General features: G+C 58.8%; 19 protein-coding genes, 2 tRNA genes and 3 rRNA genes. 15 read left to right on the top strand and 9 right to left on the bottom strand.

What is annotated here, in order from left to right:
* The 5 genes from trpE (at position 1) to C4K40_RS28435 (ending at position 4757) form a co-directional block, all read left to right on the top strand.
* Positions 1-1488: an anthranilate synthase component I gene (gene trpE / locus C4K40_RS28455; protein WP_022641403.1), complete on the top strand. Its 1488-nt coding sequence runs from the start codon at positions 1-3 to the stop codon at positions 1486-1488.
* A 13-nt stretch (positions 1489-1501) separates the two neighbouring features.
* The gene (locus C4K40_RS28450; protein WP_022641402.1) at positions 1502-2095 is read left to right on the top strand and encodes an aminodeoxychorismate/anthranilate synthase component II; all 594 of its coding nucleotides are present in this window, start codon (positions 1502-1504) and stop codon (positions 2093-2095) included.
* 9 nt (positions 2096-2104) lie between these two features.
* Entirely contained in the window at positions 2105-3154 is a 1050-nt protein-coding gene (gene trpD / locus C4K40_RS28445) for an anthranilate phosphoribosyltransferase (protein WP_022641401.1), read from the top strand.
* Positions 3151-3987, top strand: coding sequence for an indole-3-glycerol phosphate synthase TrpC (gene trpC / locus C4K40_RS28440; RefSeq protein ID WP_053137579.1), 837 nt, complete (start codon positions 3151-3153; stop codon positions 3985-3987). The genes trpD and trpC overlap by 4 nt, the downstream gene beginning before the upstream one ends.
* 68 nt (positions 3988-4055) lie before the next feature.
* Entirely contained in the window at positions 4056-4757 is a 702-nt protein-coding gene (locus tag C4K40_RS28435) for a lipoate--protein ligase family protein (protein WP_053137576.1), read from the top strand.
* Here C4K40_RS28435 and crp read toward each other — a convergent pair.
* Complete coding sequence (gene crp, locus C4K40_RS28430) at positions 4754-5398, bottom strand: cAMP-activated global transcriptional regulator CRP (protein ID WP_022641398.1); 645 nt, start codon at positions 5396-5398, stop codon at positions 4754-4756. The genes C4K40_RS28435 and crp overlap by 4 nt on opposite strands.
* A gap of 238 nt (positions 5399-5636) precedes the next feature.
* On the opposite strand from crp, the gene C4K40_RS28425 reads away from it, so the two are divergent.
* Positions 5637-6059, top strand: coding sequence for an OsmC family protein (locus tag C4K40_RS28425; RefSeq protein WP_031320630.1), 423 nt, complete (start codon positions 5637-5639; stop codon positions 6057-6059).
* Positions 6060-6115: 56 nt separating this feature from the next.
* On the opposite strand, the gene coq7 is transcribed toward C4K40_RS28425, so the two are convergent.
* From coq7 to hemJ, 6 genes are all read right to left on the bottom strand, one after another.
* Positions 6116-6763 carry a 2-polyprenyl-3-methyl-6-methoxy-1,4-benzoquinone monooxygenase gene (gene coq7 / locus C4K40_RS28420; protein WP_053137573.1) on the bottom strand — a complete coding sequence of 216 codons (648 nt, stop codon included), beginning with the start codon at positions 6761-6763 and terminating at the stop codon, positions 6116-6118.
* Positions 6764-6884: 121 nt separating this feature from the next.
* Complete coding sequence (locus C4K40_RS28415; protein WP_022641395.1) at positions 6885-7223, bottom strand: histidine triad nucleotide-binding protein; 339 nt, start codon at positions 7221-7223, stop codon at positions 6885-6887.
* 74 nt (positions 7224-7297) lie between these two features.
* A complete protein-coding gene (locus tag C4K40_RS28410; RefSeq protein ID WP_022641394.1) occupies positions 7298-8086 on the bottom strand; it encodes an SDR family oxidoreductase in 789 nt (262 codons plus the stop codon).
* 61 nt (positions 8087-8147) lie between these two features.
* The gene (locus tag C4K40_RS28405; protein ID WP_053137570.1) at positions 8148-9092 is read right to left on the bottom strand and encodes a DUF805 domain-containing protein; all 945 of its coding nucleotides are present in this window, start codon (positions 9090-9092) and stop codon (positions 8148-8150) included.
* A 94-nt stretch (positions 9093-9186) separates the two neighbouring features.
* The gene (locus tag C4K40_RS28400; RefSeq protein ID WP_053137567.1) at positions 9187-10155 is read right to left on the bottom strand and encodes a nitronate monooxygenase family protein; all 969 of its coding nucleotides are present in this window, start codon (positions 10153-10155) and stop codon (positions 9187-9189) included.
* Positions 10156-10187: 32 nt separating this feature from the next.
* Positions 10188-10619 (bottom strand): protoporphyrinogen oxidase HemJ, encoded by a 432-nt coding sequence (gene hemJ, locus C4K40_RS28395; protein WP_053137565.1) that lies wholly within the window; start codon positions 10617-10619, stop codon positions 10188-10190.
* A gap of 136 nt (positions 10620-10755) precedes the next feature.
* On the opposite strand from hemJ, the gene argC reads away from it, so the two are divergent.
* Together argC and erpA are read left to right on the top strand one after the other, a co-directional pair.
* Positions 10756-11790: an N-acetyl-gamma-glutamyl-phosphate reductase gene (gene argC, locus C4K40_RS28390; protein WP_053137563.1), complete on the top strand. Its 1035-nt coding sequence runs from the start codon at positions 10756-10758 to the stop codon at positions 11788-11790.
* A 169-nt stretch (positions 11791-11959) separates the two neighbouring features.
* A complete protein-coding gene (erpA, locus tag C4K40_RS28385; RefSeq protein WP_011063789.1) occupies positions 11960-12310 on the top strand; it encodes an iron-sulfur cluster insertion protein ErpA in 351 nt (116 codons plus the stop codon).
* 69 nt (positions 12311-12379) lie between these two features.
* Here erpA and C4K40_RS28380 read toward each other — a convergent pair whose 3' ends face one another.
* Together C4K40_RS28380 and C4K40_RS28375 are read right to left on the bottom strand one after the other, a co-directional pair.
* A complete protein-coding gene (locus tag C4K40_RS28380; protein ID WP_053137562.1) occupies positions 12380-13471 on the bottom strand; it encodes an anhydro-N-acetylmuramic acid kinase in 1092 nt (363 codons plus the stop codon).
* A gap of 3 nt (positions 13472-13474) precedes the next feature.
* Complete coding sequence (locus C4K40_RS28375) at positions 13475-14896, bottom strand: peptidoglycan DD-metalloendopeptidase family protein (protein ID WP_031320628.1); 1422 nt, start codon at positions 14894-14896, stop codon at positions 13475-13477.
* 209 nt (positions 14897-15105) lie between these two features.
* On the opposite strand from C4K40_RS28375, the gene tyrS reads away from it, so the two are divergent.
* The 7 genes from tyrS (at position 15106) to birA (ending at position 23242) form a co-directional block, all read left to right on the top strand.
* Positions 15106-16305, top strand: a complete 1200-nt coding sequence (tyrS, locus tag C4K40_RS28365; protein ID WP_053137560.1) for a tyrosine--tRNA ligase — start codon at positions 15106-15108, stop codon at positions 16303-16305.
* Positions 16306-16856: 551 nt separating this feature from the next.
* Positions 16857-18393 (top strand): 16S ribosomal RNA (locus C4K40_RS28355).
* 123 nt (positions 18394-18516) lie between these two features.
* Positions 18517-18593: transfer RNA gene (locus tag C4K40_RS28350), tRNA-Ile, on the top strand.
* 10 nt (positions 18594-18603) lie between these two features.
* Positions 18604-18679, top strand: a tRNA-Ala gene (locus C4K40_RS28345).
* Between the two features lie 215 nt (positions 18680-18894).
* A 23S ribosomal RNA gene (locus tag C4K40_RS28340) occupies positions 18895-21786 on the top strand.
* Positions 21787-21926: 140 nt separating this feature from the next.
* Positions 21927-22042, top strand: a 5S ribosomal RNA gene (gene rrf / locus C4K40_RS28335).
* Together the 16S, 23S and 5S rRNA genes with 2 tRNA genes alongside form the textbook arrangement of a ribosomal RNA operon.
* Positions 22043-22282: 240 nt before the next feature.
* On the top strand, positions 22283-23242 hold the full coding sequence (gene birA, locus C4K40_RS28330) for a bifunctional biotin--[acetyl-CoA-carboxylase] ligase/biotin operon repressor BirA (RefSeq protein WP_053138935.1): 960 nt from the start codon (positions 22283-22285) through the stop codon (positions 23240-23242).
* The last annotated feature ends 214 nt before the right edge of the window (positions 23243-23456 follow it).

The following is a 23456-nucleotide window of genomic DNA, read 5'->3' as shown; positions in this document are numbered from 1 at the left end:
ATGATTCGCGAAGAATTCCTGCGCCTGGCCGCAGCCGGCTACAACCGTATCCCGCTGGCCTGCGAGACCATTGCCGACTTCGACACCCCGTTGTCGATCTACCTGAAACTGGCCGACCAGCCCAACTCCTACCTCCTGGAGTCGGTGCAGGGCGGCGAGAAATGGGGACGCTACTCGATCATCGGCCTGCCGTGCCGCACCGTCCTGCGGGTGCACGGCTACCGGGTCAGCGTGACCCACGACGGCGTCGAGATCGAAAGCCACGAAGTGGCCGACCCGTTGGCCTTCGTCGAACAATTCAAGGCGCGCTACAACGTCCCGACCATCGCCGGCCTGCCACGCTTCAACGGTGGCCTGGTGGGGTATTTCGGTTATGACTGCGTGCGTTATGTGGAGCCTCGGCTGGGCCAGTGCCCGAACCCCGACCCGATCGGCGTACCGGACATCCTGCTGATGGTTTCCGATGCGGTGGTGGTGTTCGACAACCTGGCGGGCAAGATGCACGCCATCGTGCTGGCCGATCCGAGCCAGGACAATGCCTATGAAGCTGGCCAGGCGCGCCTGCAAGAGTTGCTCGAGCAGCTGCGCCAGCCGATCACGCCACGTCGCGGCCTGGACCTGGACCGCCCGCCGGCCGCCGAGCCGGTATTCCGCTCCAGCTTCACCCAGGGCGACTACGAGCGTGCGGTGGACACCATCAAGGAGTACATCCTGGCCGGTGACTGCATGCAGGTGGTGCCGTCCCAGCGCATGTCCATCGACTTCCACGCCGCACCCATCGACCTGTACCGGGCCTTGCGCTGCTTCAACCCGACTCCCTACATGTACTTCTTCAACTTCGGTGACTTCCACGTGGTGGGCAGTTCGCCGGAGGTGCTGGTGCGGGTCGAGGACAACCTGATCACCGTGCGGCCGATCGCCGGTACTCGTCCGCGGGGCGCCACCGAGGAAGCCGACCTGGCCCTGGAACAGGACCTGTTGTCCGACGCCAAGGAGATCGCCGAGCACTTGATGCTGATCGACCTGGGGCGCAACGACACCGGGCGGGTCTCGGAAATCGGCTCGGTGCGGCTCACCGAGAAGATGGTCATCGAGCGTTATTCCAACGTGATGCATATCGTGTCCAACGTCACCGGCCAACTGAAGGCAGGCCTGACCGCGATGGACGCACTGCGGGCGATCCTGCCGGCGGGCACCTTGTCCGGCGCACCGAAGATCCGCGCCATGGAAATCATCGACGAACTGGAGCCGGTCAAGCGCGGGATCTATGGCGGAGCCGTGGGCTACTTCGCCTGGAACGGCAACATGGATACCGCCATCGCCATCCGCACGGCGGTGATCAAGGATGGTGAACTGCATGTCCAGGCCGGCGGCGGCATCGTCGCCGACTCGGTCCCGACCCTGGAGTGGGAAGAGACGCTGAACAAGCGTCGTGCAATGTTCCGTGCCGTGGCACTGGCTGAACAAACCCCCGCATCCAAGGCTTGAGGAGTTTCCACCTATGTTGCTGATGATCGATAACTACGACTCCTTTACCTATAACGTCGTGCAGTACCTGGGCGAACTGGGTGCCGAGGTGAAGGTGGTGCGCAATGACGAACTGACCGTGGCCGAGATCGAGGCGCTCAAGCCCGAGCGCATCGTGGTCTCCCCAGGTCCCTGCACGCCGACCGAGGCCGGGGTTTCCATCGAGGCCATCATGCATTTCGCCGGCAAGCTGCCGATCCTCGGCGTCTGCCTGGGCCACCAGTCCATCGGCCAGGCCTTCGGCGGCCAGGTGGTGCGGGCCCGCCAGGTGATGCATGGCAAGACCAGCCCGGTATTCCACCGTGACCTGGGGGTGTTCAGCGGCCTGAACATGCCGCTGACCGTGACCCGCTACCACTCCCTGGTGGTCAAGCGCGAGACCCTGCCCGAGTGCCTGGAGATCACCGCCTGGACCCAACTGGACGACGGCTCCGTGGACGAGATCATGGGGCTGCGGCACAAGACACTGAACATCGAGGGTGTGCAATTCCACCCTGAATCCATCCTCACCGAGCAGGGCCACGAGCTGTTCGCCAACTTCCTCAAACAGAGCGGCGGCACGCGCTAAGGACTTTTCATGGATATCAAGACTGCCCTGAGCCGTATCGTCGGCCACCTGGACCTGAGCACCGATGAGATGCGCGATGTCATGCGCGAGATCATGACCGGCCAATGCACCGATGCGCAGATTGGCGCCTTCATGATGGCCATGCGCATGAAGAGCGAAAGCATCGACGAGATCGTCGGTGCCGTGTCGGTGATGCGTGAGCTGGCCGACAAGGTCGAACTCAAGACCCTCGACGGCGTGGTGGATGTGGTCGGCACCGGCGGTGACGGCGCCAACATCTTCAACGTGTCCACCGCTTCGGCGTTCGTGGTGTCCGCCGCCGGCTGCACCGTGGCCAAGCATGGCAACCGCGCGGTATCCGGCAAGAGCGGCAGCGCCGACCTGCTGGAAGCGGCGGGTGTCTACCTGAACCTGACCCCGGTCCAGGTGGCGCGCTGCATCGACAACGTCGGCATTGGCTTCATGTTCTCCCAATCCCACCATGGCGCCATGAAACATGCCGCCGGCCCGCGTCGTGACCTGGGCCTGCGCACCCTGTTCAACATGCTCGGCCCGCTTACGAATCCGGCTGGCGTGAAGCACCAGGTAGTGGGCGTGTTCACCCAGGCCCTGTGCCGGCCGTTGGCCGAAGTGCTGCAGCGCATGGGCAGCAAGCATGTGCTAGTGGTGCATTCCCAGGATGGCCTGGACGAATTCAGCCTGGCGGCGCCGACTTATGTCGCGGAGCTGAAAAACGACCAGATCACCGAATATTGGGTGCAGCCGGAAGATCTGGGCATCAAGAGCCAGAGCCTGTTCGGCCTGGTGGTGGAGAGCCCGGCGGCTTCCCTGGAGCTGATCCGTGATGCCCTGGGGCGGCGCAAGACCGAACATGGCCAGAAGGCCGCCGAGATGATCGTGCTCAATGCCGGCGCCGCTTTGTATGCTGCGGATCACGCCAGCAGCCTCAAAGAAGGGGTGGCCCTGGCCCACGATGCCTTGCACACCGGCCTTGCCCGGGAGAAGCTCGAGGAGTTGGGAGCCTTTACCGCGGTGTTCAAGCAGGAGAATGAAGGATGAGTGTGCCGACAGTTCTGGAGAATATCCTCGCCCGCAAGGTCGAGGAGGTTGCCGAGCGCAGCGCGCGCGTCACCCTGGCCGAGCTGGAGAGCCTGGCCCGGGCGGCCGATGCTCCGCGTGGATTCGCCAAGGCGCTGCAGGAGCAGGTCAAGCTCAAGCAGCCAGCGGTGATCGCCGAGATCAAGAAGGCCTCGCCAAGCAAGGGCGTGATCCGCGAGGACTTCGTGCCTGCCGATATCGCCAAGAGTTATGAGAAGGGCGGCGCCACTTGCCTGTCGGTGCTCACCGACGTGGATTATTTCCAAGGTGCCGACCTCTACCTGCAGCAGGCGCGAGCGGCGTGCAAGCTGCCGGTGATCCGCAAGGACTTCATGATCGATCCCTACCAGATCGTCGAGGCCCGGGCCCTGGGCGCCGATTGCGTGCTGCTGATCGTCGCCGCGCTGGACGACGGGCGAATGGCCGAGCTGGCATCGGTGGCCAAGGGCGTTGGCCTGGATGTACTGGTGGAAGTACACGATGGCGATGAACTCGAGCGGGCGCTGAAGACCCTCGACACGCCGCTGGTCGGGGTCAACAACCGCAACCTGCACACCTTCGAGGTCGATCTGGAAACCACTCTCGACCTGCTGCCGCGGATTCCTCGCGAGCGCCTGGTGATTACCGAGAGCGGCATCCTCAACCGTGCCGATGTCGAGTTGATGGAGATCAGCGACGTCTATTCGTTCCTGGTGGGCGAGGCCTTCATGCGGGCCGAGAACCCGGGCACCGAGTTGCAGCGCCTGTTCTTCCCGGAGCGTGGCGTGCCGGTGACGGGCTCGACCCTGGACTGAACCTGAGACGATGAACGAGCCGGCAATGCCGGCTTTTTCATGATTATTGCCAAGGAATTGCCGCTGCCATGACCCAACCCCTCGCGCTTACCGTCGAAGCCGGCCTGCAGGCCGAGCAGGATCTGCTGGCCCAGGTTTGTGCCGGTGACCAGGAATTCGGCCTGCTGTTCTGGCAGCCCAGTGACCGGGCGCTGGTGATGCCCCGGCGCTTGAGCCGCTTGCCGGGGTTCGAACAGGCCTGCGAGGCCTCGCGAGCCAATGGCTGGCCGGTATTGCTGCGAGAAACCGGCGGCGAGCCGGTGCCGCAATCGGCGGCCACGGTGAATATCGCGCTGGTGTATGCCCCGCCGCGCAGCGAAGGCGACCAGGGCCGGATCGAAACCGCCTACCGGCGCCTATGCCAGCCGATCTGCGATCTGCTCAGCGAACTGGGCGGCAATCCGTCGCTGGGGGAAGTGGAGGGGGCCTTCTGCGATGGGCGGTTCAACGTCAATCTCAATGGCCGCAAGATGGTCGGCACGGCCCAGCGCTGGCGCCAGAGCAAAGGTGGTCAGCGGCCGGTGGGCCTGGTGCATGGGGCGCTGCTGCTGGATGACGAGCGCGAATCCATGGTGGGAGCGGTCAATACCTTCAACCAGGCTTGCGCACTGGAGCAGCGTTGCCGGGCCGAAAGCCATATCGCCTTGCATGAAGCGTTTGCCGCCCCGGATGCCATGGCGCGCCTGGACAATCTGTATCGACAGATGCTCGGCAGTTTCCTGCCGGGCTAGCGGGTACCGAAGACCACCATGGTCTTGCCCTTGACGTTCACCAGGTTGCGCTCTTCCAGATCCTTGAGGACGCGACCGACCATTTCCCGGGAGCAGCCGACGATGCGCCCGATCTCCTGGCGGGTGACCTTGATCTGCATGCCGTCCGGATGAGTCATGGCGTCCGGCTGCTTGCACAGTTCCAGCAGGCAACGGGCGACACGCCCGGTCACATCGAAGAAGGCCAGGTCGCCCACTTTGCGAGTGGTGTCGCGCAGGCGTTGGGCGATCTGGCCGCTGAGCGCATAGAGGATGTCCGGATCGCTCTGCGACAACTCGCGGAACTTGGCGTAGCTGATCTCGGCCACTTCGCATTCCACCTTGGCCCGGACCCAGGCGCTACGCAGTTGCTCGTGTCCCGCGTCCTCGAACAGCCCCAGCTCGCCGAAGAAGTCCCCGGCGTTGAGGTAGGCGATGATCATCTCCCGGCCATCATCGTCTTCGATGAGGATGGTCACCGAACCCTTGATGATGAAGTACAGGCTGTCGGCTACGTCACCGGCGCAGATGATGTTGCTCTTGGCCTGGTAGCGACGGCGCTGACAGTGCACCAGCAGCTTGTCGAGGTGTTTGATCTTGGGAGTTGGGGCAATAGCAACCATGGTTGTATCCCGGAAAGCCTGCACGGTATGGGGTGGTTTTCTTATGGGGCGGAAAGCATCGGCGCATAAAGCTGGCGATGCGCCATTCATTTGGCGTCAGCTTAACAGACACATCCTAGGCAGATTTAAGAATTTTCTTACAGGTAGGTCGCTTTTGGCATCAAGATGCCGCTCGCTGCGAGTCCAAACCCCTGTGCTAAGCTGGCGACCCTTTTTTAAAAGCAGTGGAGTCTGGGCGATGAAGGCACGCATCCAATGGGCTGGAGAGGCCATGTTCCTCGGTGAGTCGGGCAGTGGCCACGTGGTGGTGATGGATGGTCCGCCTGAGGCCGGTGGGCGCAACCTGGGTGTGCGTCCCATGGAAATGCTCCTGTTGGGCGTGGGCGGTTGCAGTAACTTCGATGTGGTCAGCATCCTGAAAAAGTCCCGCCAGGCGGTCGAGAGCTGCGAGGCCTTCCTGGAGGCCGAGCGTGCCAGTGAAGATCCCAAGGTCTTCACCAAGATCCACCTGCACTTCGTGGTCAAGGGCCGTGGTTTGAAGGAAGCCCAGGTCAAGCGCGCCGTGGAGCTGTCCGCCGAGAAGTACTGCTCGGCCTCGATCATGCTCGGCGCCGCCGGCGTGGCCATTACCCATGACTACGAGATCGTCGAGCTGGGCTGAACCCAGGCAGCGGCAAAAGAAAAGGGCGCCCTGGGGGCGCCCTTCTTGTTTCGCTTTCAGATCCGGTAGGTGCTCTTGGTCATGACCTTGGCCAGCAGGCTCATGCCGAATTTCACCGGTGCCGGGAAGCGGAAGCCGCCCGCTTCGAGGGCGGTCTCGGCATGGTGTTCTTCGTCGATGCGCATCTGCTCGAGGATGGCCCGGGATTTTTCGTCCTCGGGCGGCAATTGCTCCAGGTGGTCGTTCAGGTGCTTGCAGACCTGGTCCTCGGTGGCGGCGACGAACCCGAGGCTGACCTTGTCGCTGATCAGCCCGGCGGCGGCGCCGATACCGAACGACAGCCCGTAGAACAGCGGATTGAGTACGCTGGTATGGCTACCCAACTGGCGGATGCGTTGCTCGCACCAAGCCAGGTGGTCGATTTCTTCTTCGGCCGCGTGCTCCATGGCTTGGCGCACTTCGGGCAACTTGGCGGTCAGGGCCTGGCCCTGGTACAGCGCCTGGGCACAGACTTCCCCGGTATGGTTGATGCGCATCAGGCCGGCCACGTGCCGGGTGTCCTCGTCACTCATCTGCGCTTCCGGCTGCACGATGGCCGGCGACGGGCGATAAGGTTGGCCGCTGAACGGCAGCAGCGTGCGCATGGCCATATCGGCTTGCAGCAGCAGGCGGTCGATCGGCGAGTAGTGACGTTGGGTAGTCATGCTTATCTCCGGGAAGAATCACGGCGGCCAGTTTACTCCAATCGATGGGGTGAAACCTGCGCTGGATCAGCGCACCTTCGCCCGGGGCGGGCGCAAGGGCGCTGGAAGAGGGGATGTTCGATCAGCCCGGAGGCCAGTTCATCTGGCGCTGACCCAGGACGTGCATGTGAATGTGGTAGACGGTCTGGCCGCCCATCTCATTGCAGTTCATCACCACCCGGAAGCCATCCTCGCAGCCTTGCTCCTTGGCCAGGCGCTGGGCGGTGAACAGGATGTGTCCGGCCAGGGCCTTGTCGTCCTCGGTGAGGTCGTTGAGGGTCCGGATGGGTTTCTTCGGGATCACCAGAAAGTGCACCGGCGCTTGCGGGGCAATGTCGTGGAAGGCCAGGACCTGGTCGTCCTCGTAGATGATCTTCGCGGGTATTTCTCTGTTGATGATCTTGGTGAACAGAGTATCCACAGCTGTTTCTCCATTGGTTGGTCCGGGCTGAGTGTACTCAGGCGCAAGCCCTGCGCCCAGCCCCGACGGGGTGTCTAGCGTGGGCAGTAGGCTCGGTTGACGTAGCCGACGATCTTGCGGGTCAACCAGCGTGAACTCAGGCGGCCAAGCTGGGCCATCCAGCGGTTCAGGCGCCCGGGAATGATGATGGCGCGGTTCTTCTCCAGGGCTCGGACGGTATACAGCGCCACTTCTTCGGGACTCATGAGCCACTTGCTGTCGTCGACCTTGCGGGTGTCCATCTGGGCGTTCTGGAAGAAGGCGGTCCGGGTCGGCCCGGGGCAGAGTACCGAGACCTTGACCGCGCATTTTTTCAGTTCTTCGCGCAGCCCTTCGGAGAAATGCAGGACATAGGCCTTGCTGGCGTAGTAGGTGCTCATCCAGGGGCCGGGATGGAAAGCGGCCACCGAAGCGACATTGAGGATCTGCCCGCCGCCCAGCAACGCCATGCTGTTGCCCAGGGCATGGCACAGGCGGGTGAGGGCGAGGATGTTGACTTCGATCAGGTCCTGCTCGGTCATCCAGTCCTGAGCCAGGAACGGCCCGCTGGTGCCGATGCCGGCGCAGTTGACCAAAAGGTCGATCTGCCGGTCACCTTCCTCCAGCTCCAGCAGGAACCCGGACAGCCTCAGGGGCTCGCCCAGGTCGCAGGCGCGGAACAGGACCTCGACGCCGAAGCGCTGGGTCAGTTCCAGGGCGATGCTTTCCAGCTGATCACGCTGGCGGGCCACCAGTAGCAGGTTGCGGCCACGCCGGGCCAGGGCTTCGGCCATGGCCAGGCCTATGCCGCTGGAAGCACCGGTGATCAGAGCGTAACGGGTCATGCAGTTCTCCATCGCAACGGCCGACGGCCCGCGACGGGAAGGGTCGCAGGCTCGGACGCGTTTATTCTTCCTCGGATTCTACAGTGCTCGCTGCATCGGCGGCTTCAGCCGCTGCGGCCGCGGCATCGGCAGCGCTTTCGGCCTCGTCGCTGCTGGAGTCGTAGGATTCGCTGTAGCTGGTTTCGCTGTAGCGGTCTTCCAGGGAGCTCAGGCCGCCAGCGACCATGCCGATGATGATCGCGACCAGCAGCACCACCCACATCCAGGACAGGACCTTGACCGCAGTGGTGTTGGGCGGCGGTGGGGCGCCATAGCGGTTGGCCACGTTGCTGCCGGGGCTGACCATCAGCACCAGGGGGAAGACGCTGCCGACGATGGGCACGAAGTTCAGCAGCCACAGCCAGCCCGACCAGCCCAGGTCATGCAGGCGCTGTACGCTGATCTGGATGCTGACGACGATGAAGCCGATGAACACCACGGCGCCGGCGAGAATTCCCAGGCCCATGAGCAGGGTGGAGTTGAGGACTGCTGTGGTAATGACACCGAACAAGGCACCGGCACCGATCACCGCCAACAGGGCCACGGTCAGCACCAGGGTCCAGGCCAGGTAGCGCAGGCGGCCGATACGCCCTTCGAAGCTGAAGACGTTGAGTGTCGCGTATTGGGGAACGGCGTCGCCGACGGTGGCCTGTGGCGGCGCGTAAGGCGAATCCGCGACGTTGGCTGGGCGCGATGCGGCCGGGGTTACGGCCTCCAGGTTCAGCTCCAGGCCTGGTTCGGCTTCGATCCGAGCATCGAGGCCGGCGTTTTTCAGGGCTTCGAGATAGCGCTGGGCATCGGCCTGGGTCAGGTCGCGCTTGAGTTCGACCGGTTGGCCGCTGAACAGACGCTCCACTGCTGCGGTATCGGTCTTGAACAGTTCTGCGAGGTTCAGTTGCGCGGTGGACTTTTCGACACCGGGCAGCAAAGTGCCGTCGAAGACGATTTTGTAGCGGATCTCGCTCATGGGGGCTTCCCTGTCACTTGAAATGAAGGCTTACATAAAGTCGCGTAGTTTAAGGCCAGCGCCCCCCGGCTGGCCAAAAAACTATGAGAACTGGTTATCGTGGCCAGCGTTTGGGTAGCTGGGCACAACGTTCCTGGGCCCGGCGGTACTCCTTGTCCAGGCGCTCGATCAACTGGTCGATGCCGGGTAGGTCGTCGATCTCGCCAACGCCCTGGCCGGCGGACCAGACGGTTTTCCAGGCCTTGGCCTCGTCGCTGATGGGTTTGAGCTTGGCCCCGAAGTTGACCTCGCCCTTGCCTTGCAGGGCAGCCACGTCGAAGCCGGCGTTCTCCAGGCTCTGGCGCATGAAGCTGGCGGGCACTCCGGATACGGCGGCGGTGTGCACGATATCGGCGGCATGGGAGCCCAGGAGCATGTCCTTGTAGCCTTGGGGCGCGTGGCTTTCGCTGGTGGCGATGAAACGGGTGCCGAGGTAGGCGAGGTCGGCGCCCAGCACCTGGGCGGCGAGAATCTCATGCCCGTGGTTCAGGCAGCCGGCCAGCAGCAGGGTCTTGTCGAAGAACTGGCGGATCTCGGCGACCAGCGAGAACGGGCTCCAGGTCCCGGCATGGCCACCGGCTCCCGCAGCGACGGCGATCAGCCCATCGACCCCGGCCTCGGCGGCTTTTTCCGCATGGCGGCGAGTGGTCACGTCATGGAATACCAGGCCGCCGTAGCTGTGTACGGCATCCACCACTTCCTTGACCGCCCCCAGGCTGGTGATGACGATCGGTACCTTGTGCTCGATGCAGATCTGCAGATCGGCCTGCAATCGGGGGTTGCTGTTGTGCACGATCAGGTTCACGGCATAGGGCGCAGGATTCTCCAGGTTGGCCAGGCCCGCTTCGATCTCCTCCAGCCAGGCCTTGAACCCACTGCTTTCACGCTGGTTGAGCGCCGGAAAGCTGCCGACCACGCCGTTGCGACAGCAGGCCAGAACCAGTTCTGGATTGGAGATCAGGAACATCGGTGCCGCCACGACGGGCAGGCGCAAGCGTTGTTCGAGCAAAGCGGGCAGAGACATCGGTATACCCCCGGGAAAGCAGCTAGATAGAGTTAGAACGGTCGTACGACGACCAGAATTACAATAGCCAGCAATAACAGAACCGGTACTTCATTGAACCAGCGATAAAAGACATGGCTGCGGGCGTTTTCGCCACGGGCAAAGCGTTTCACCTGGGCGCCGCACATGTGGTGGTAGCCGATCAGTATCACTACCAGGGTGAGCTTGGCGTGCATCCAGCCGCCCTGGCTGAAGTAGGCGCCGGGATTGAGGCTGATCAGCCCGATGCCGAAGACCAGCGCTGCGATCATTGCCGGGCCCATGATGAAACGATAGAGCTTGCGCTCCATGACGCAGAAACGCTCGCGACTGATGCTGTCCTCGCTTTGGGCGTGATAGACGAACAGGCGCGGCAGGTAGAACAGGCCGGCGAACCAGCAGACCACGCTGACGATATGAAAGGCCTTGAGCCATAGATAGAGCATTTTTGGTTATCCCCCAGATTCACGGTGGCGCGATAGTAGAGGCTAGAGCGTCCATACGTCACCTTGACGGTTGTCGCAGGGGGTTGCCGCCCCTATTATCGGCAGCTTTCCAGTGGGTTCGTTGAGGGCAAGGTTTATGGTCAAGGTCGGTATCGTCGGCGGCACGGGTTACACCGGGGTCGAGCTATTGCGTCTGCTGGCACAGCACCCACAGGCGCGGGTAGAGGTCATCACCTCGCGATCCGAGGCGGGCCTGGCCGTAGCCGACATGTATCCGAACCTGCGTGGCCACTATGACGGCCTGTCTTTCAGCGTGCCTGATATCAAGACCCTCGGCGCCTGCGACGTGGTGTTCTTCGCCACCCCTCACGGCGTGGCCCATGCGCTGGCTGGCGAGCTGCTGGCTGCCGGAACCAAGGTCATCGACCTGTCGGCGGACTTTCGCCTGCAGGACGCCGATGAGTGGGCCAAGTGGTATGGCCAGCCCCACGGTGCTCCCGAGCTGCTGGACGAAGCGGTCTACGGTTTGCCGGAGGTCAATCGCGAGAAGATCAAGCAGGCGCGCCTGATTGCGGTTCCGGGCTGCTATCCGACGGCGACCCAGCTGGGCTTCCTGCCGCTGCTGGAAGCTGGCCTGGCTGATACGTCCCGTCTGATTGCCGACTGCAAGTCCGGTGTCAGCGGTGCAGGCCGTGGTGCCAGCGTGGGCTCGCTGTATTCCGAAACCTCCGAGAGCATGAAGGCCTATGCGGTCAAGGGTCACCGCCACCTGCCGGAAATCCGCCAGGGCCTGCGCCGGGCGGCGGGCAAGGACGTCGGCTTGACCTTCGTGCCGCACCTGACGCCAATGATCCGGGGTATCCACTCCACGCTCTATGCCACTGTCGTGGACAAGTCGGTCGATCTGCAGGCGCTGTTCGAGAAACGCTATGCCAACGAGCCGTTCGTCGATGTGATGCCGGCAGGGAGCCACCCCGAGACCCGTAGCGTGCGTGGTGCCAACGTCTGCCGGATTGCCGTGCACCGGCCGCAAGGTGATGACTTGGTGGTGGTGCTGTCGGTGATCGACAACCTGGTCAAGGGCGCTTCCGGCCAGGCCGTCCAGAACCTCAACATCCTGTTCGGCCTGGATGAGCGCCTGGGCCTGTCCCATGCGGGCATGCTGCCTTAGGGTCGTTGTTGCGTTGGAGAAAAAGGCCCGTTTGACGGGCCTTTTTGCGTTCTGGGCATTGCTGTACGACTATTGATATACCGTAACAATAGTTGACCGCTTTTCTGGGAGAAGCGGATAATGCGCGTCATCACGCAGTATGGCGGCGTAACGCCGGGAGATAGTCAGCATGAGCGTTGAATCCTTCACCCCCACGGCTTTGCAATTCACTCAAGGTGCAGCGCACAAGGTGAAGACCCTGGTCGATGAAGAGGGTAATGATCGCTTGAAGCTGCGCGTATTCGTTACGGGCGGCGGTTGTTCGGGGTTCCAGTACGGTTTCACCTTCGATGAAGAAGTGGCCGAGGATGACACCATCGTTGAGCGCGAAGGTGTGAGCCTGGTTGTCGACCCCATGAGTTTCCAGTACCTGGCAGGTGCTGAGGTGGACTACCAGGAAGGCCTGGAAGGTTCGCGTTTCGTGATCAAGAACCCTAATGCCACCACTACCTGTGGTTGTGGATCGTCGTTCTCGATCTGATCGATCAGCAAGAGCCGTTTTAGAGCGCCGCAGTGGTCCATGACCCTGCGGCGTTCTGCTGTCTGGTGCTTAGGTGGGATAGATAGCACCGAGGATGCGTGGGCCGCGTGCACCAGTAACGCTAGGGCGGTTGCCGGCAATTCCCTCCAGGCAGCAATGGGCCAGCCAGGCGAAGGCCATGGCCTCTACCCAGTCCGGATCCACGCCATAAATCGCGGTGCTGTTGACCTGGGTCGCCGGTAGCAGGGTCGCCAGGCGTTGCATCAGGGCGGTGTTGTGAGCGCCGCCGCCACATACCAGCAACTCCTGGGTGGAGTCCTGGGCAGATTGCAGGGACTCGACAATGGTCTGTGCGGTCAACTCCAGCAGCGTGGCCTGGACATCCTCGGCGGTGATGGTCTGGTGTTGCGCCAATTGCTGCTGCAACCATGGGAGGTTGAAGACTTCGCGTCCCGTACTCTTTGGCCCGCGAGTGGCGAAGAACGAGTCGCTGAGCAGGGTCTTCAAGAGCAATGGATCGACCTGGCCACTGGCAGCCCATTGGCCGCCGCGATCGAAACTCTCTCCGCGCTGCAACTGGATCCAGGCATCGAGCAGTACGTTGCCTGGTCCGCAGTCGAAGCCGGCGACTGGCTTGGCGGTTTCGATCAGGCTCAGGTTGCTGAAACCGCCCACGTTCAGGACTGCCCGGTTGCCCGAGCGCTGCTCGAACAGTGCTTCATGAAATGCCGGGACCAGGGGGGCGCCTTGCCCGCCCGCGGCTACGTCACGGCTACGGAAATCACTGACGACGGTGATTCCAGTGAGCTCGGTAAGTAGCGCTGGGTTGCCGATTTGTATGGTGAAGCCGCGGCTCGGCTCATGGCGTACGGTTTGCCCATGGCTACCGATGGCCCGGATATCCAGGGCCTGCAGCTGCTGTTGTCGCAGTAGGGCCTGGATGCCCTCGGCCGCCAGTTGGACCCAGTGCTGCTGGGCGATGGCGGAGCGGGCGATCTCATCGGGGCCGCTGGCGCACAAGCTCAGGAGCTCGGCGCGCAAGGAAGAGGGCATGGGAATGTAGTGGGTGGCGACCAGTTTGATCGCCGGGCTCTGCTCGATCAGGGCGATGTCCAGGCCATCAAGACTGGTCCCGGACATCACTCCTATATAAAGCGCCATGGCTCAGCGCTTGCTCGAGGCCAGCATCGTGGCCTTTTCCTGGTCCATGCGGGCCATCAGCGGCTGGCTCTGCTGAAGGAAGCGCGCGCGCTCGGCTTTGGCGATTGGGTCGGCCATGGGCAGCTTCTGGCCCAGAGGGTCGACGTGGACGCCGTTGACCTGGAACTCATAATGCAGATGCGGTCCAGTGGACAGGCCGGTGGTGCCGATGTAGCCGATCACTTGACCCTGTTTCACCGAGCCGCCGGTCTTGACGCCTTTGGCGAAGCCTTGCATGTGGCCGTAGAGGGTGCGGTAGGTATTGCCGTGCTGGATGATCACGGTGTTGCCGTAACCACCGCGACGACCTGCCAGCAGGACCTTGCCATCGCCGGCGGCCTTGATTGGCGTGCCTCGTGGCGCGGCATAGTCGACCCCTTTGTGGGCGCGGATCTTGTTCAGGATGGGATGCTTGCGGCCGGCGGAGAAGCGCGAGCTGATACGGGCGAAGTCCACAGGGGTGCGGATGAACGCCTTGCGCATGCTGTTGCCGTCTGCGGTGTAGTAGCTGCTGGAGCCTTGCTTGTTGGTGTAGCGCACGGCGGTGTAGGTCTTGCCGCGGTTGGTGAAGCGCGCGGAGAGGATATTGCCGGTGCCCACCACCTTGCCGTTGACCACCTTCTGCTCGTAGATCACATCGAACTCGTCGCCTTGGCGAATGTCCTGAGCGAAGTCGATGTCATAACCGAAGACGTTGGCCATATCCATGGTCAGGCTATGGGAAAGGCCGGCGCGGGCAGCGGATTGCGACAGGGAGCTGTTGATGATCCCGTGGACATAGGCTGAGCGAACTACCGGCTTGGTGGTGACCTTGGCGAAGGAGAAGCCTTTGGCGCCCTTGGTCAGGGTGATGGTCTCAAGGTCGCTGACCTTGCTGTGAAGCTTGTTCAACTGGCCGTCGGGCGAGAGCTCGAACTCGAGCTTTTGGCCGTGCTTGAGCTGGGAGAATTGCTTGGCTTGCTTGTCGCTGGCCAGCACCTCATGGACAGCCGTGGCTGGCAGGCCGACCTTCTCGAACAGGGTCGAGAGGGTGTCACCCTTCGCGACTATGACTTCTCGATGTCCTGGAGCCTTGGGTTCTTCCGCGATGGGAGGGGCTGGCTCGCTTTCGGCCGTTTCGGTGGGGGCTTGGGCTGCGTCGTCGATCTGCGCAAATGGCGATGCAACCGCCTCATTTGTGGCTTGCTCGACGGATGCAGCGTCTTGATCTTGTCGCAGTTGCTCGATCGGACTTTCCAGATCAAGACTCAATGTCGTTTTCTTTGCCTCGACATCGCTGGAAGGAAATACCAGCAAGGCCAGGCTGAGGAGGGCTGCTATGCCGCTGGCGGCGAGCAGGTGGCTCTTCGGATAAAGCGGTGGCGCTTTAGGCGGTTCGGTGCTCATAGGTAATTTGACTTTGAAAAGATGAAATGGAAAAGATGAATGACATGATGAAGATGAAATAACTGTATAAAATATAACCAAATCATCTGTGACGCAAGCGCACGGACACTCCCGTCTCCTGATGTATCCGTACGCCGGGCAAAACTTGTAATTAGTCCGTGATCTTGTATGGTTGGTTCCTTTTTGAATCTGAGCCTTGCGGGTCTGTTATGAAGTCGGTTGAAGAACAGCTAGCGCTGATCAAACGTGGTGCGGAAGAGTTGTTGGTCGAGTCCGAGCTGATCGAGAAGCTCAAGCGTGGCGAGCCGCTACGTATCAAGGCAGGCTTCGACCCGACTGCTCCGGACCTGCATCTCGGTCATACAGTGCTTATTAATAAGCTGCGCCAGTTCCAGGAGCTGGGGCACAAGGTGATCTTCCTGATCGGCGACTTCACCGGGATGATCGGCGATCCAAGTGGCAAGAGCGCTACTCGGCCACCGCTGACTCGCGAGCAGGTTCTGGATAACGCCGAAACCTACAAGAACCAGGTCTTCAAGATCCTGGATCCCGCCAAGACCGAAGTGGCATTCAACTCAACCTGGATGGACAAGATGGGGCCGGCGGACTTTATTCGCCTGACTTCCCAGTACACGGTTGCGCGCATGCTGGAGCGAGATGACTTTGACAAGCGCTACTCCACCAATCAACCGATCGCCATTCACGAGTTCCTCTATCCGCTGGTGCAAGGCTACGACTCGGTAGCCCTGCGTGCCGACGTCGAGTTGGGTGGTACCGATCAGAAGTTCAACTTGCTGATGGGGCGTGAGCTGCAGCGTAGCTATGGCCAGGAAGCGCAGTGCATCCTGACGATGCCTTTGCTTGAAGGGCTGGATGGCGTCAAGAAGATGTCCAAGTCCCTGGGTAACTATGTAGGTATCCAGGAAGCACCGGGAGTGATGTACAGCAAGCTGGTTTCCATCCCTGATGCCTTGATGTGGCGCTATTTCGAACTGCTCAGCTTCCGCTCGATGGATGAAATCAATGCATTCCGGGCTGACGTGGAGGCTGGTACCAACCCGCGCGATATCAAGATCAAGCTGGCCGAAGAGATCGTGGCGCGTTTCCATGGCGAAGAAGCTGCTGCGAATGCTCATCGTGCTGCCGGTAACCGTATGAAGGATGGCGAGCTTCCGGATGACCTGCCAGAGGTTGAGCTGGTGGCGGATGAAGATATGCCGATTGCTGCTGTCCTTAATAAGGCAGGGCTGGTGAAGAACTCCGCCGCGGCTCGCGATCTTCTCGGGTCTGGCGGTGTGCGCGTGGATGGTCAGGTAGTGGATCGTGCCTTTATATGTGTGCTGGGTTCTACCTATGTCTGCCAGGCCGGCAAGAAGGCTTTTGCGCGCATTACGCTTAAATCCGAATAAACCTGAAAATAAGTGTTGACGGCGAGTTTAATGTCTCTATAATTCGCCCCACTTCCGGCGCAGTCGAAACGGAAAACTCCTTGAAATTCAACGAGTTACGAAGATTTCGGCAGCGGTCACGCTTCAGTTCATCGAAGTCCGAAAGGAGCTGATAAGGCAGCGAAAGTAGCCTTGTTAGCGTTTCGATCCTCTCGATCGAAAGCGGTTAAAAAGAGGTGTTGACAGCAGCGTGTAACGCTGTAGAATTCGCCTCCCGCTAACGAGAGATCGAAAGCGCAAGTGGTTGAAGTTACAAAGGAAACTTTGAAAACTTCTTAAAAAAATCACTTGACAGCAAATGAGGCTGCTGTAGAATGCGCGCCTCGGTTGAGACGAAAGATCTTAACCAACCGCTCTTTAACAACTGAATCAAGCAATTCGTGTGGGTGCTTGTGTAGTCAGACTGATAGTCAAAAAGATTATCAGCATCACGAGTGACCATGCGAGAAATCACATAGTCATTTGAGATTGCTGAGCCAAGTTTAGGGTTTCTTAAAAACCCAAGCAGTATTGAACTGAAGAGTTTGATCATGGCTCAGATTGAACGCTGGCGGCAGGCCTAACACATGCAAGTCGAGCGGATGAAGTGAGCTTGCTCACGGATTTAGCGGCGGACGGGTGAGTAATGCCTAGGAATCTGCCTGGTAGTGGGGGATAACGTTTCGAAAGGGACGCTAATACCGCATACGTCCTACGGGAGAAAGCAGGGGACCTTCGGGCCTTGCGCTATCAGATGAGCCTAGGTCGGATTAGCTAGTTGGTGAGGTAATGGCTCACCAAGGCGACGATCCGTAACTGGTCTGAGAGGATGATCAGTCACACTGGAACTGAGACACGGTCCAGACTCCTACGGGAGGCAGCAGTGGGGAATATTGGACAATGGGCGAAAGCCTGATCCAGCCATGCCGCGTGTGTGAAGAAGGTCTTCGGATTGTAAAGCACTTTAAGTTGGGAGGAAGGGCAGTAAGCTAATATCTTGCTGTTTTGACGTTACCGACAGAATAAGCACCGGCTAACTCTGTGCCAGCAGCCGCGGTAATACAGAGGGTGCAAGCGTTAATCGGAATTACTGGGCGTAAAGCGCGCGTAGGTGGTTTGTTAAGTTGGATGTGAAAGCCCCGGGCTCAACCTGGGAACTGCATCCAAAACTGGCAAGCTAGAGTATGGTAGAGGGTGGTGGAATTTCCTGTGTAGCGGTGAAATGCGTAGATATAGGAAGGAACACCAGTGGCGAAGGCGACCACCTGGACTGATACTGACACTGAGGTGCGAAAGCGTGGGGAGCAAACAGGATTAGATACCCTGGTAGTCCACGCCGTAAACGATGTCAACTAGCCGTTGGGGTCCTTGAGACTTTAGTGGCGCAGCTAACGCATTAAGTTGACCGCCTGGGGAGTACGGCCGCAAGGTTAAAACTCAAATGAATTGACGGGGGCCCGCACAAGCGGTGGAGCATGTGGTTTAATTCGAAGCAACGCGAAGAACCTTACCAGGCCTTGACATGCAGAGAACTTTCCAGAGATGGATTGGTGCCTTCGGGAACTCTGACACAGGTGCTGCATGGCTGTCGTCAGCTCGTGTCGTGAGATGTTGGGTTAAGTCCCGTAACGAGCGCAACCCTTGTCCTTAGTTACCAGCACGTTATGGTGGGCACTCTAAGGAGACTGCCGGTGACAAACCGGAGGAAGGTGGGGATGACGTCAAGTCATCATGGCCCTTACGGCCTGGGCTACACACGTGCTACAATGGTCGGTACAGAGGGTTGCCAAGCCGCGAGGTGGAGCTAATCCCACAAAACCGATCGTAGTCCGGATCGCAGTCTGCAACTCGACTGCGTGAAGTCGGAATCGCTAGTAATCGCGAATCAGAATGTCGCGGTGAATACGTTCCCGGGCCTTGTACACACCGCCCGTCACACCATGGGAGTGGGTTGCACCAGAAGTAGCTAGTCTAACCTTCGGGAGGACGGTTACCACGGTGTGATTCATGACTGGGGTGAAGTCGTAACAAGGTAGCCGTAGGGGAACCTGCGGCTGGATCACCTCCTTAATCGACGACATCAGCTGCTTCATAAGCTCCCACACGAATTGCTTGATTCATTGAAGAAGACGATAGAAGCAGCTTTAAGCTCCAAGCTGATAGCTCCAAGCTAACAGTTACAAGCTCGAAATTGGGTCTGTAGCTCAGTTGGTTAGAGCGCACCCCTGATAAGGGTGAGGTCGGCAGTTCGAATCTGCCCAGACCCACCAATTTTGTTATGGGGCCATAGCTCAGCTGGGAGAGCGCCTGCCTTGCACGCAGGAGGTCAGCGGTTCGATCCCGCTTGGCTCCACCATAAACTGCTTCTGAAAGCTTAGAAATGAGCATTCAAATCGAATGTTGATTTCTAGTCTTTTGATTAGATCGTTCTTTAAAAATTTGGGTATGTGATAGAAAGATAGACTGAACACTACTTTCACTGGTAGTGGATCAGGCTAAGGTAAAGTTTGTGAATTCAAACTTTCGGCGAATGTCGTCTTCACAGTATAACCAGATTGCTTGGGGTTATATGGTCAAGTGAAGAAGCGCATACGGTGGATGCCTTGGCAGTCAGAGGCGATGAAAGACGTGGTAGCCTGCGATAAGCTTCGGGGAGTCGGCAAACAGACTTTGATCCGGAGATCTCTGAATGGGGGAACCCAACCATCATAAGATGGTTATCTTGCACTGAATACATAGGTGCAAGAGGCGAACCAGGGGAACTGAAACATCTAAGTACCCTGAGGAAAAGAAATCAACCGAGATTCCCTTAGTAGTGGCGAGCGAACGGGGACTAGCCCTTAAGCTTCTTTGATTTTAGCGGAACGCTCTGGAAAGTGCGGCCATAGTGGGTGATAGCCCTGTACGCGAAAGGATCTTAGAAGTGAAATCGAGTAGGACGGGGCACGAGAAACCTTGTCTGAATATGGGGGGACCATCCTCCAAGGCTAAATACTACTGACTGACCGATAGTGAACTAGTACCGTGAGGGAAAGGCGAAAAGAACCCCGGAGAGGGGAGTGAAATAGATCCTGAAACCGTATGCGTACAAGCAGTGGGAGCAGACTTTGTTCTGTGACTGCGTACCTTTTGTATAATGGGTCAGCGACTTATATTCAGTGGCAAGCTTAACCGAATAGGGGAGGCGTAGCGAAAGCGAGTCTTAATAGGGCGTTTAGTCGCTGGGTATAGACCCGAAACCGGGCGATCTATCCATGGGCAGGTTGAAGGTTAGGTAACACTGACTGGAGGACCGAACCGACTACCGTTGAAAAGTTAGCGGATGACCTGTGGATCGGAGTGAAAGGCTAATCAAGCTCGGAGATAGCTGGTTCTCCTCGAAAGCTATTTAGGTAGCGCCTCATGTATCACTCTAGGGGGTAGAGCACTGTTTCGGCTAGGGGGTCATCCCGACTTACCAAACCGATGCAAACTCCGAATACCTAGAAGTGCCGAGCATGGGAGACACACGGCGGGTGCTAACGTCCGTCGTGAAAAGGGAAACAACCCAGACCGTCAGCTAAGGTCCCAAAGTTATGGTTAAGTGGGAAACGATGTGGGAAGGCTTAGACAGCTAGGAGGTTGGCTTAGAAGCAGCCATCCTTTAAAGAAAGCGTAATAGCTCACTAGTCGAGTCGGCCTGCGCGGAAGATGTAACGGGGCTCAAACCATACACCGAAGCTACGGGTATCACGTAAGTGATGCGGTAGAGGAGCGTTCTGTAAGCCTGTGAAGGTGAGTTGAGAAGCTTGCTGGAGGTATCAGAAGTGCGAATGCTGACATGAGTAACGACAATGCGAGTGAAAAACTCGCACGCCGAAAGACCAAGGTTTCCTGCGCAACGTTAATCGACGCAGGGTTAGTCGGTCCCTAAGGCGAGGCTGAAAAGCGTAGTCGATGGAAAACAGGTTAATATTCCTGTACTTCTGGTTATTGCGATGGAGGGACGGAGAAGGCTAGGCCAGCTTGGCGTTGGTTGTCCAAGTTTAAGGTGGTAGGCTGAAATCTTAGGAAAATCCGGGATTTCAAGGCCGAGAGCTGATGACGAGTTACCTTTTAGGTGACGAAGTGGTTGATGCCATGCTTCCAAGAAAAGCTTCTAAGCTTCAGATAACCAGGAACCGTACCCCAAACCGACACAGGTGGTTAGGTAGAGAATACCAAGGCGCTTGAGAGAACTCGGGTGAAGGAACTAGGCAAAATGGCACCGTAACTTCGGGAGAAGGTGCGCCGGTGAGGGTGAAGGACTTGCTCCGTAAGCCCATGCCGGTCGAAGATACCAGGCCGCTGCGACTGTTTATTAAAAACACAGCACTCTGCAAACACGAAAGTGGACGTATAGGGTGTGACGCCTGCCCGGTGCCGGAAGGTTAATTGATGGGGTTAGCGCAAGCGAAGCTCTTGATCGAAGCCCCGGTAAACGGCGGCCGTAACTATAACGGTCCTAAGGTAGCGAAATTCCTTGTCGGGTAAGTTCCGACCTGCACGAATGGCGTAACGATGGCGGCGCTGTCTCCACCCGAGACTCAGTGAAATTGAAATCGCTGTGAAGATGCAGTGTATCCGCGGCTAGACGGAAAGACCCCGTGAACCTTTACTATAGCTTTGCACTGGACTTTGAGCTTGCTTGTGTAGGATAGGTGGGAGGCTTTGAAGTGGGGACGCCAGTTCTCATGGAGCCATCCTTGAAATACCACCCTGGCAACCTTGAGGTTCTAACTCAGGTCCGTTATCCGGATCGAGGACAGTGTATGGTGGGTAGTTTGACTGGGGCGGTCTCCTCCTAAAGAGTAACGGAGGAGTACGAAGGTGCGCTCAGACCGGTCGGAAATCGGTCGCAGAGTATAAAGGCAAAAGCGCGCTTGACTGCGAGACAAACACGTCGAGCAGGTACGAAAGTAGGTCTTAGTGATCCGGTGGTTCTGTATGGAAGGGCCATCGCTCAACGGATAAAAGGTACTCCGGGGATAACAGGCTGATACCGCCCAAGAGTTCATATCGACGGCGGTGTTTGGCACCTCGATGTCGGCTCATCACATCCTGGGGCTGAAGCCGGTCCCAAGGGTATGGCTGTTCGCCATTTAAAGTGGTACGCGAGCTGGGTTTAGAACGTCGTGAGACAGTTCGGTCCCTATCTGCCGTGGACGTTTGAGATTTGAGAGGGGCTGCTCCTAGTACGAGAGGACCGGAGTGGACGAACCTCTGGTGTTCCGGTTGTCACGCCAGTGGCATTGCCGGGTAGCTATGTTCGGAAAAGATAACCGCTGAAAGCATCTAAGCGGGAAACTTGCCTCAAGATGAGATCTCACTGGGATCTTGAATCCCCTAAAGGGCCGTCGAAGACTACGACGTTGATAGGTTGGGTGTGTAAGCGCTGTGAGGCGTTGAGCTAACCAATACTAATTGCCCGTGAGGCTTGACCATATAACACCCAAGCAATTTGCGAACTCGACAGAGACCAGATTGCGGTGTGTGAAGATGACCAACCGAAAGTTTGACACACAAACCTATTACATACCCATTCGCTGGAACGTTGCCCAAACAACGGCTCAGCTACAGAATTTCTTGACGACCATAGAGCATTGGAACCACCTGATCCCATCCCGAACTCAGCAGTGAAACGATGCATCGCCGATGGTAGTGTGGGGTTTCCCCATGTGAGAGTAGGTCATCGTCAAGATTAAATTCCGAAACCCCAACTGCGAAAGCAGTTGGGGTTTTGTCTTTGCGCGAACGAAAACTAGCAGAGTGGCCCGGCACTTGCCGGGCTGACCTGGCTCAGGCAAGTACCTATCCTTCTTCTGGCGGGCATTTTGTTCCGAAATCCCATGGTCGTACTCAGCAGGATCCACCGCGGTGATTTCTATGCAATGAACCTTGGCATGGCTATGATGCCTGCCTCACTGTGAGGCGGAACCTGATGTCAACGTTGTTAGAGCTTCTTAAGGATGGGCGCTTTCACTCGGGGCAAGCCCTTGGGGAAGCATTGGGTGTTAGTCGTAGCGCTATCTGGAAACAGTTGCAGCTCCTTGAGGCCGAGTTGGGCCTTGTCGTACATAAGGTGCGAGGCCGGGGATATCAATTGGCCTCTCCAATTGCCTTGCTTAGCTCTTTAGATATTTCCCAGCACTCTTCAAACGATGCCTGGTGTATTCAGATCCACGACTCAATCGACTCTACGAATGCCGAGGCCTTGCGCTCTATCGAGCGCGGAACTCAAGCACCGCTCCTTGTATTGGCAGAGCGCCAGACTGCAGGGCGTGGTCGACGAGGTCGTAAGTGGGTGAGCCCCTTTGCAGAGAACATCTATTACAGCCTTGTGCTGCGTATTGAGCGTGGGATGCGTCAGCTTGAAGGGCTTAGCCTGGTTGTCGGGCTGGCTGTTATGCATACCCTCAAAGAATGTGGAGTGCCAGGGGCTGGATTGAAGTGGCCAAATGACGTCCTGGTTGGTCAAAAGAAGATTGCCGGAGTTCTTTTGGAGCTGGTTGGAGACCCGGCAGACGTGTGCCACGTGGTCCTGGGGATCGGGATTAATGTGAATATGCAGTTGACCGAGGAGGTTGATCAAGAATGGACCTCGGTCAGACTTCAGTCTGGCAAGTTGATCGATCGCAATTATCTGATTGCCCGTTTGAATGAGGTTTTAGCGGGTTACCTGGAGCGTCACCGCTCTGAAGGTTTCGCCGCTATCCAGGAAGAGTGGGAAAGACACCACCTTTGGCAGGGGCGCTCAGTGAGCCTCATTGCGGGGGCGCACAGTGTTATCGGTACTGTATTGGGCATCGATAGACAGGGTGCCTTGCGCTTGAGTGTTGCTGGTGAGGAGAAGGTATTCAGTGGTGGTGAACTCAGCTTGAGGCTGCACGGCGAGTCCTGATCGCCAGGCTAGAAGCCGAGCCGCTCTGTACGGTTGGGGGCCGCCCTCCGAGCGCTGGGCGCTTTTGGGGACTAGCCCGCGCGCTCCTCCAGTTAAGATTGGATGCATTTGGCCTGGGGGATGTTCAATTATTAGCTGGAGCGGGTCTCCATAATAGTGAAGCGCTGCTCCCGCGGGCGCCTCCAGGTATTTTGTCTGATCTATGTTAGGAGCA

The organism is Pseudomonas sp. CMR5c, assembly GCF_003850545.1.
GTDB lineage: Bacteria > Pseudomonadota > Gammaproteobacteria > Pseudomonadales > Pseudomonadaceae > Aquipseudomonas > Aquipseudomonas piscis.
This window is presented reverse-complemented; position numbering and strand designations above follow the sequence as displayed.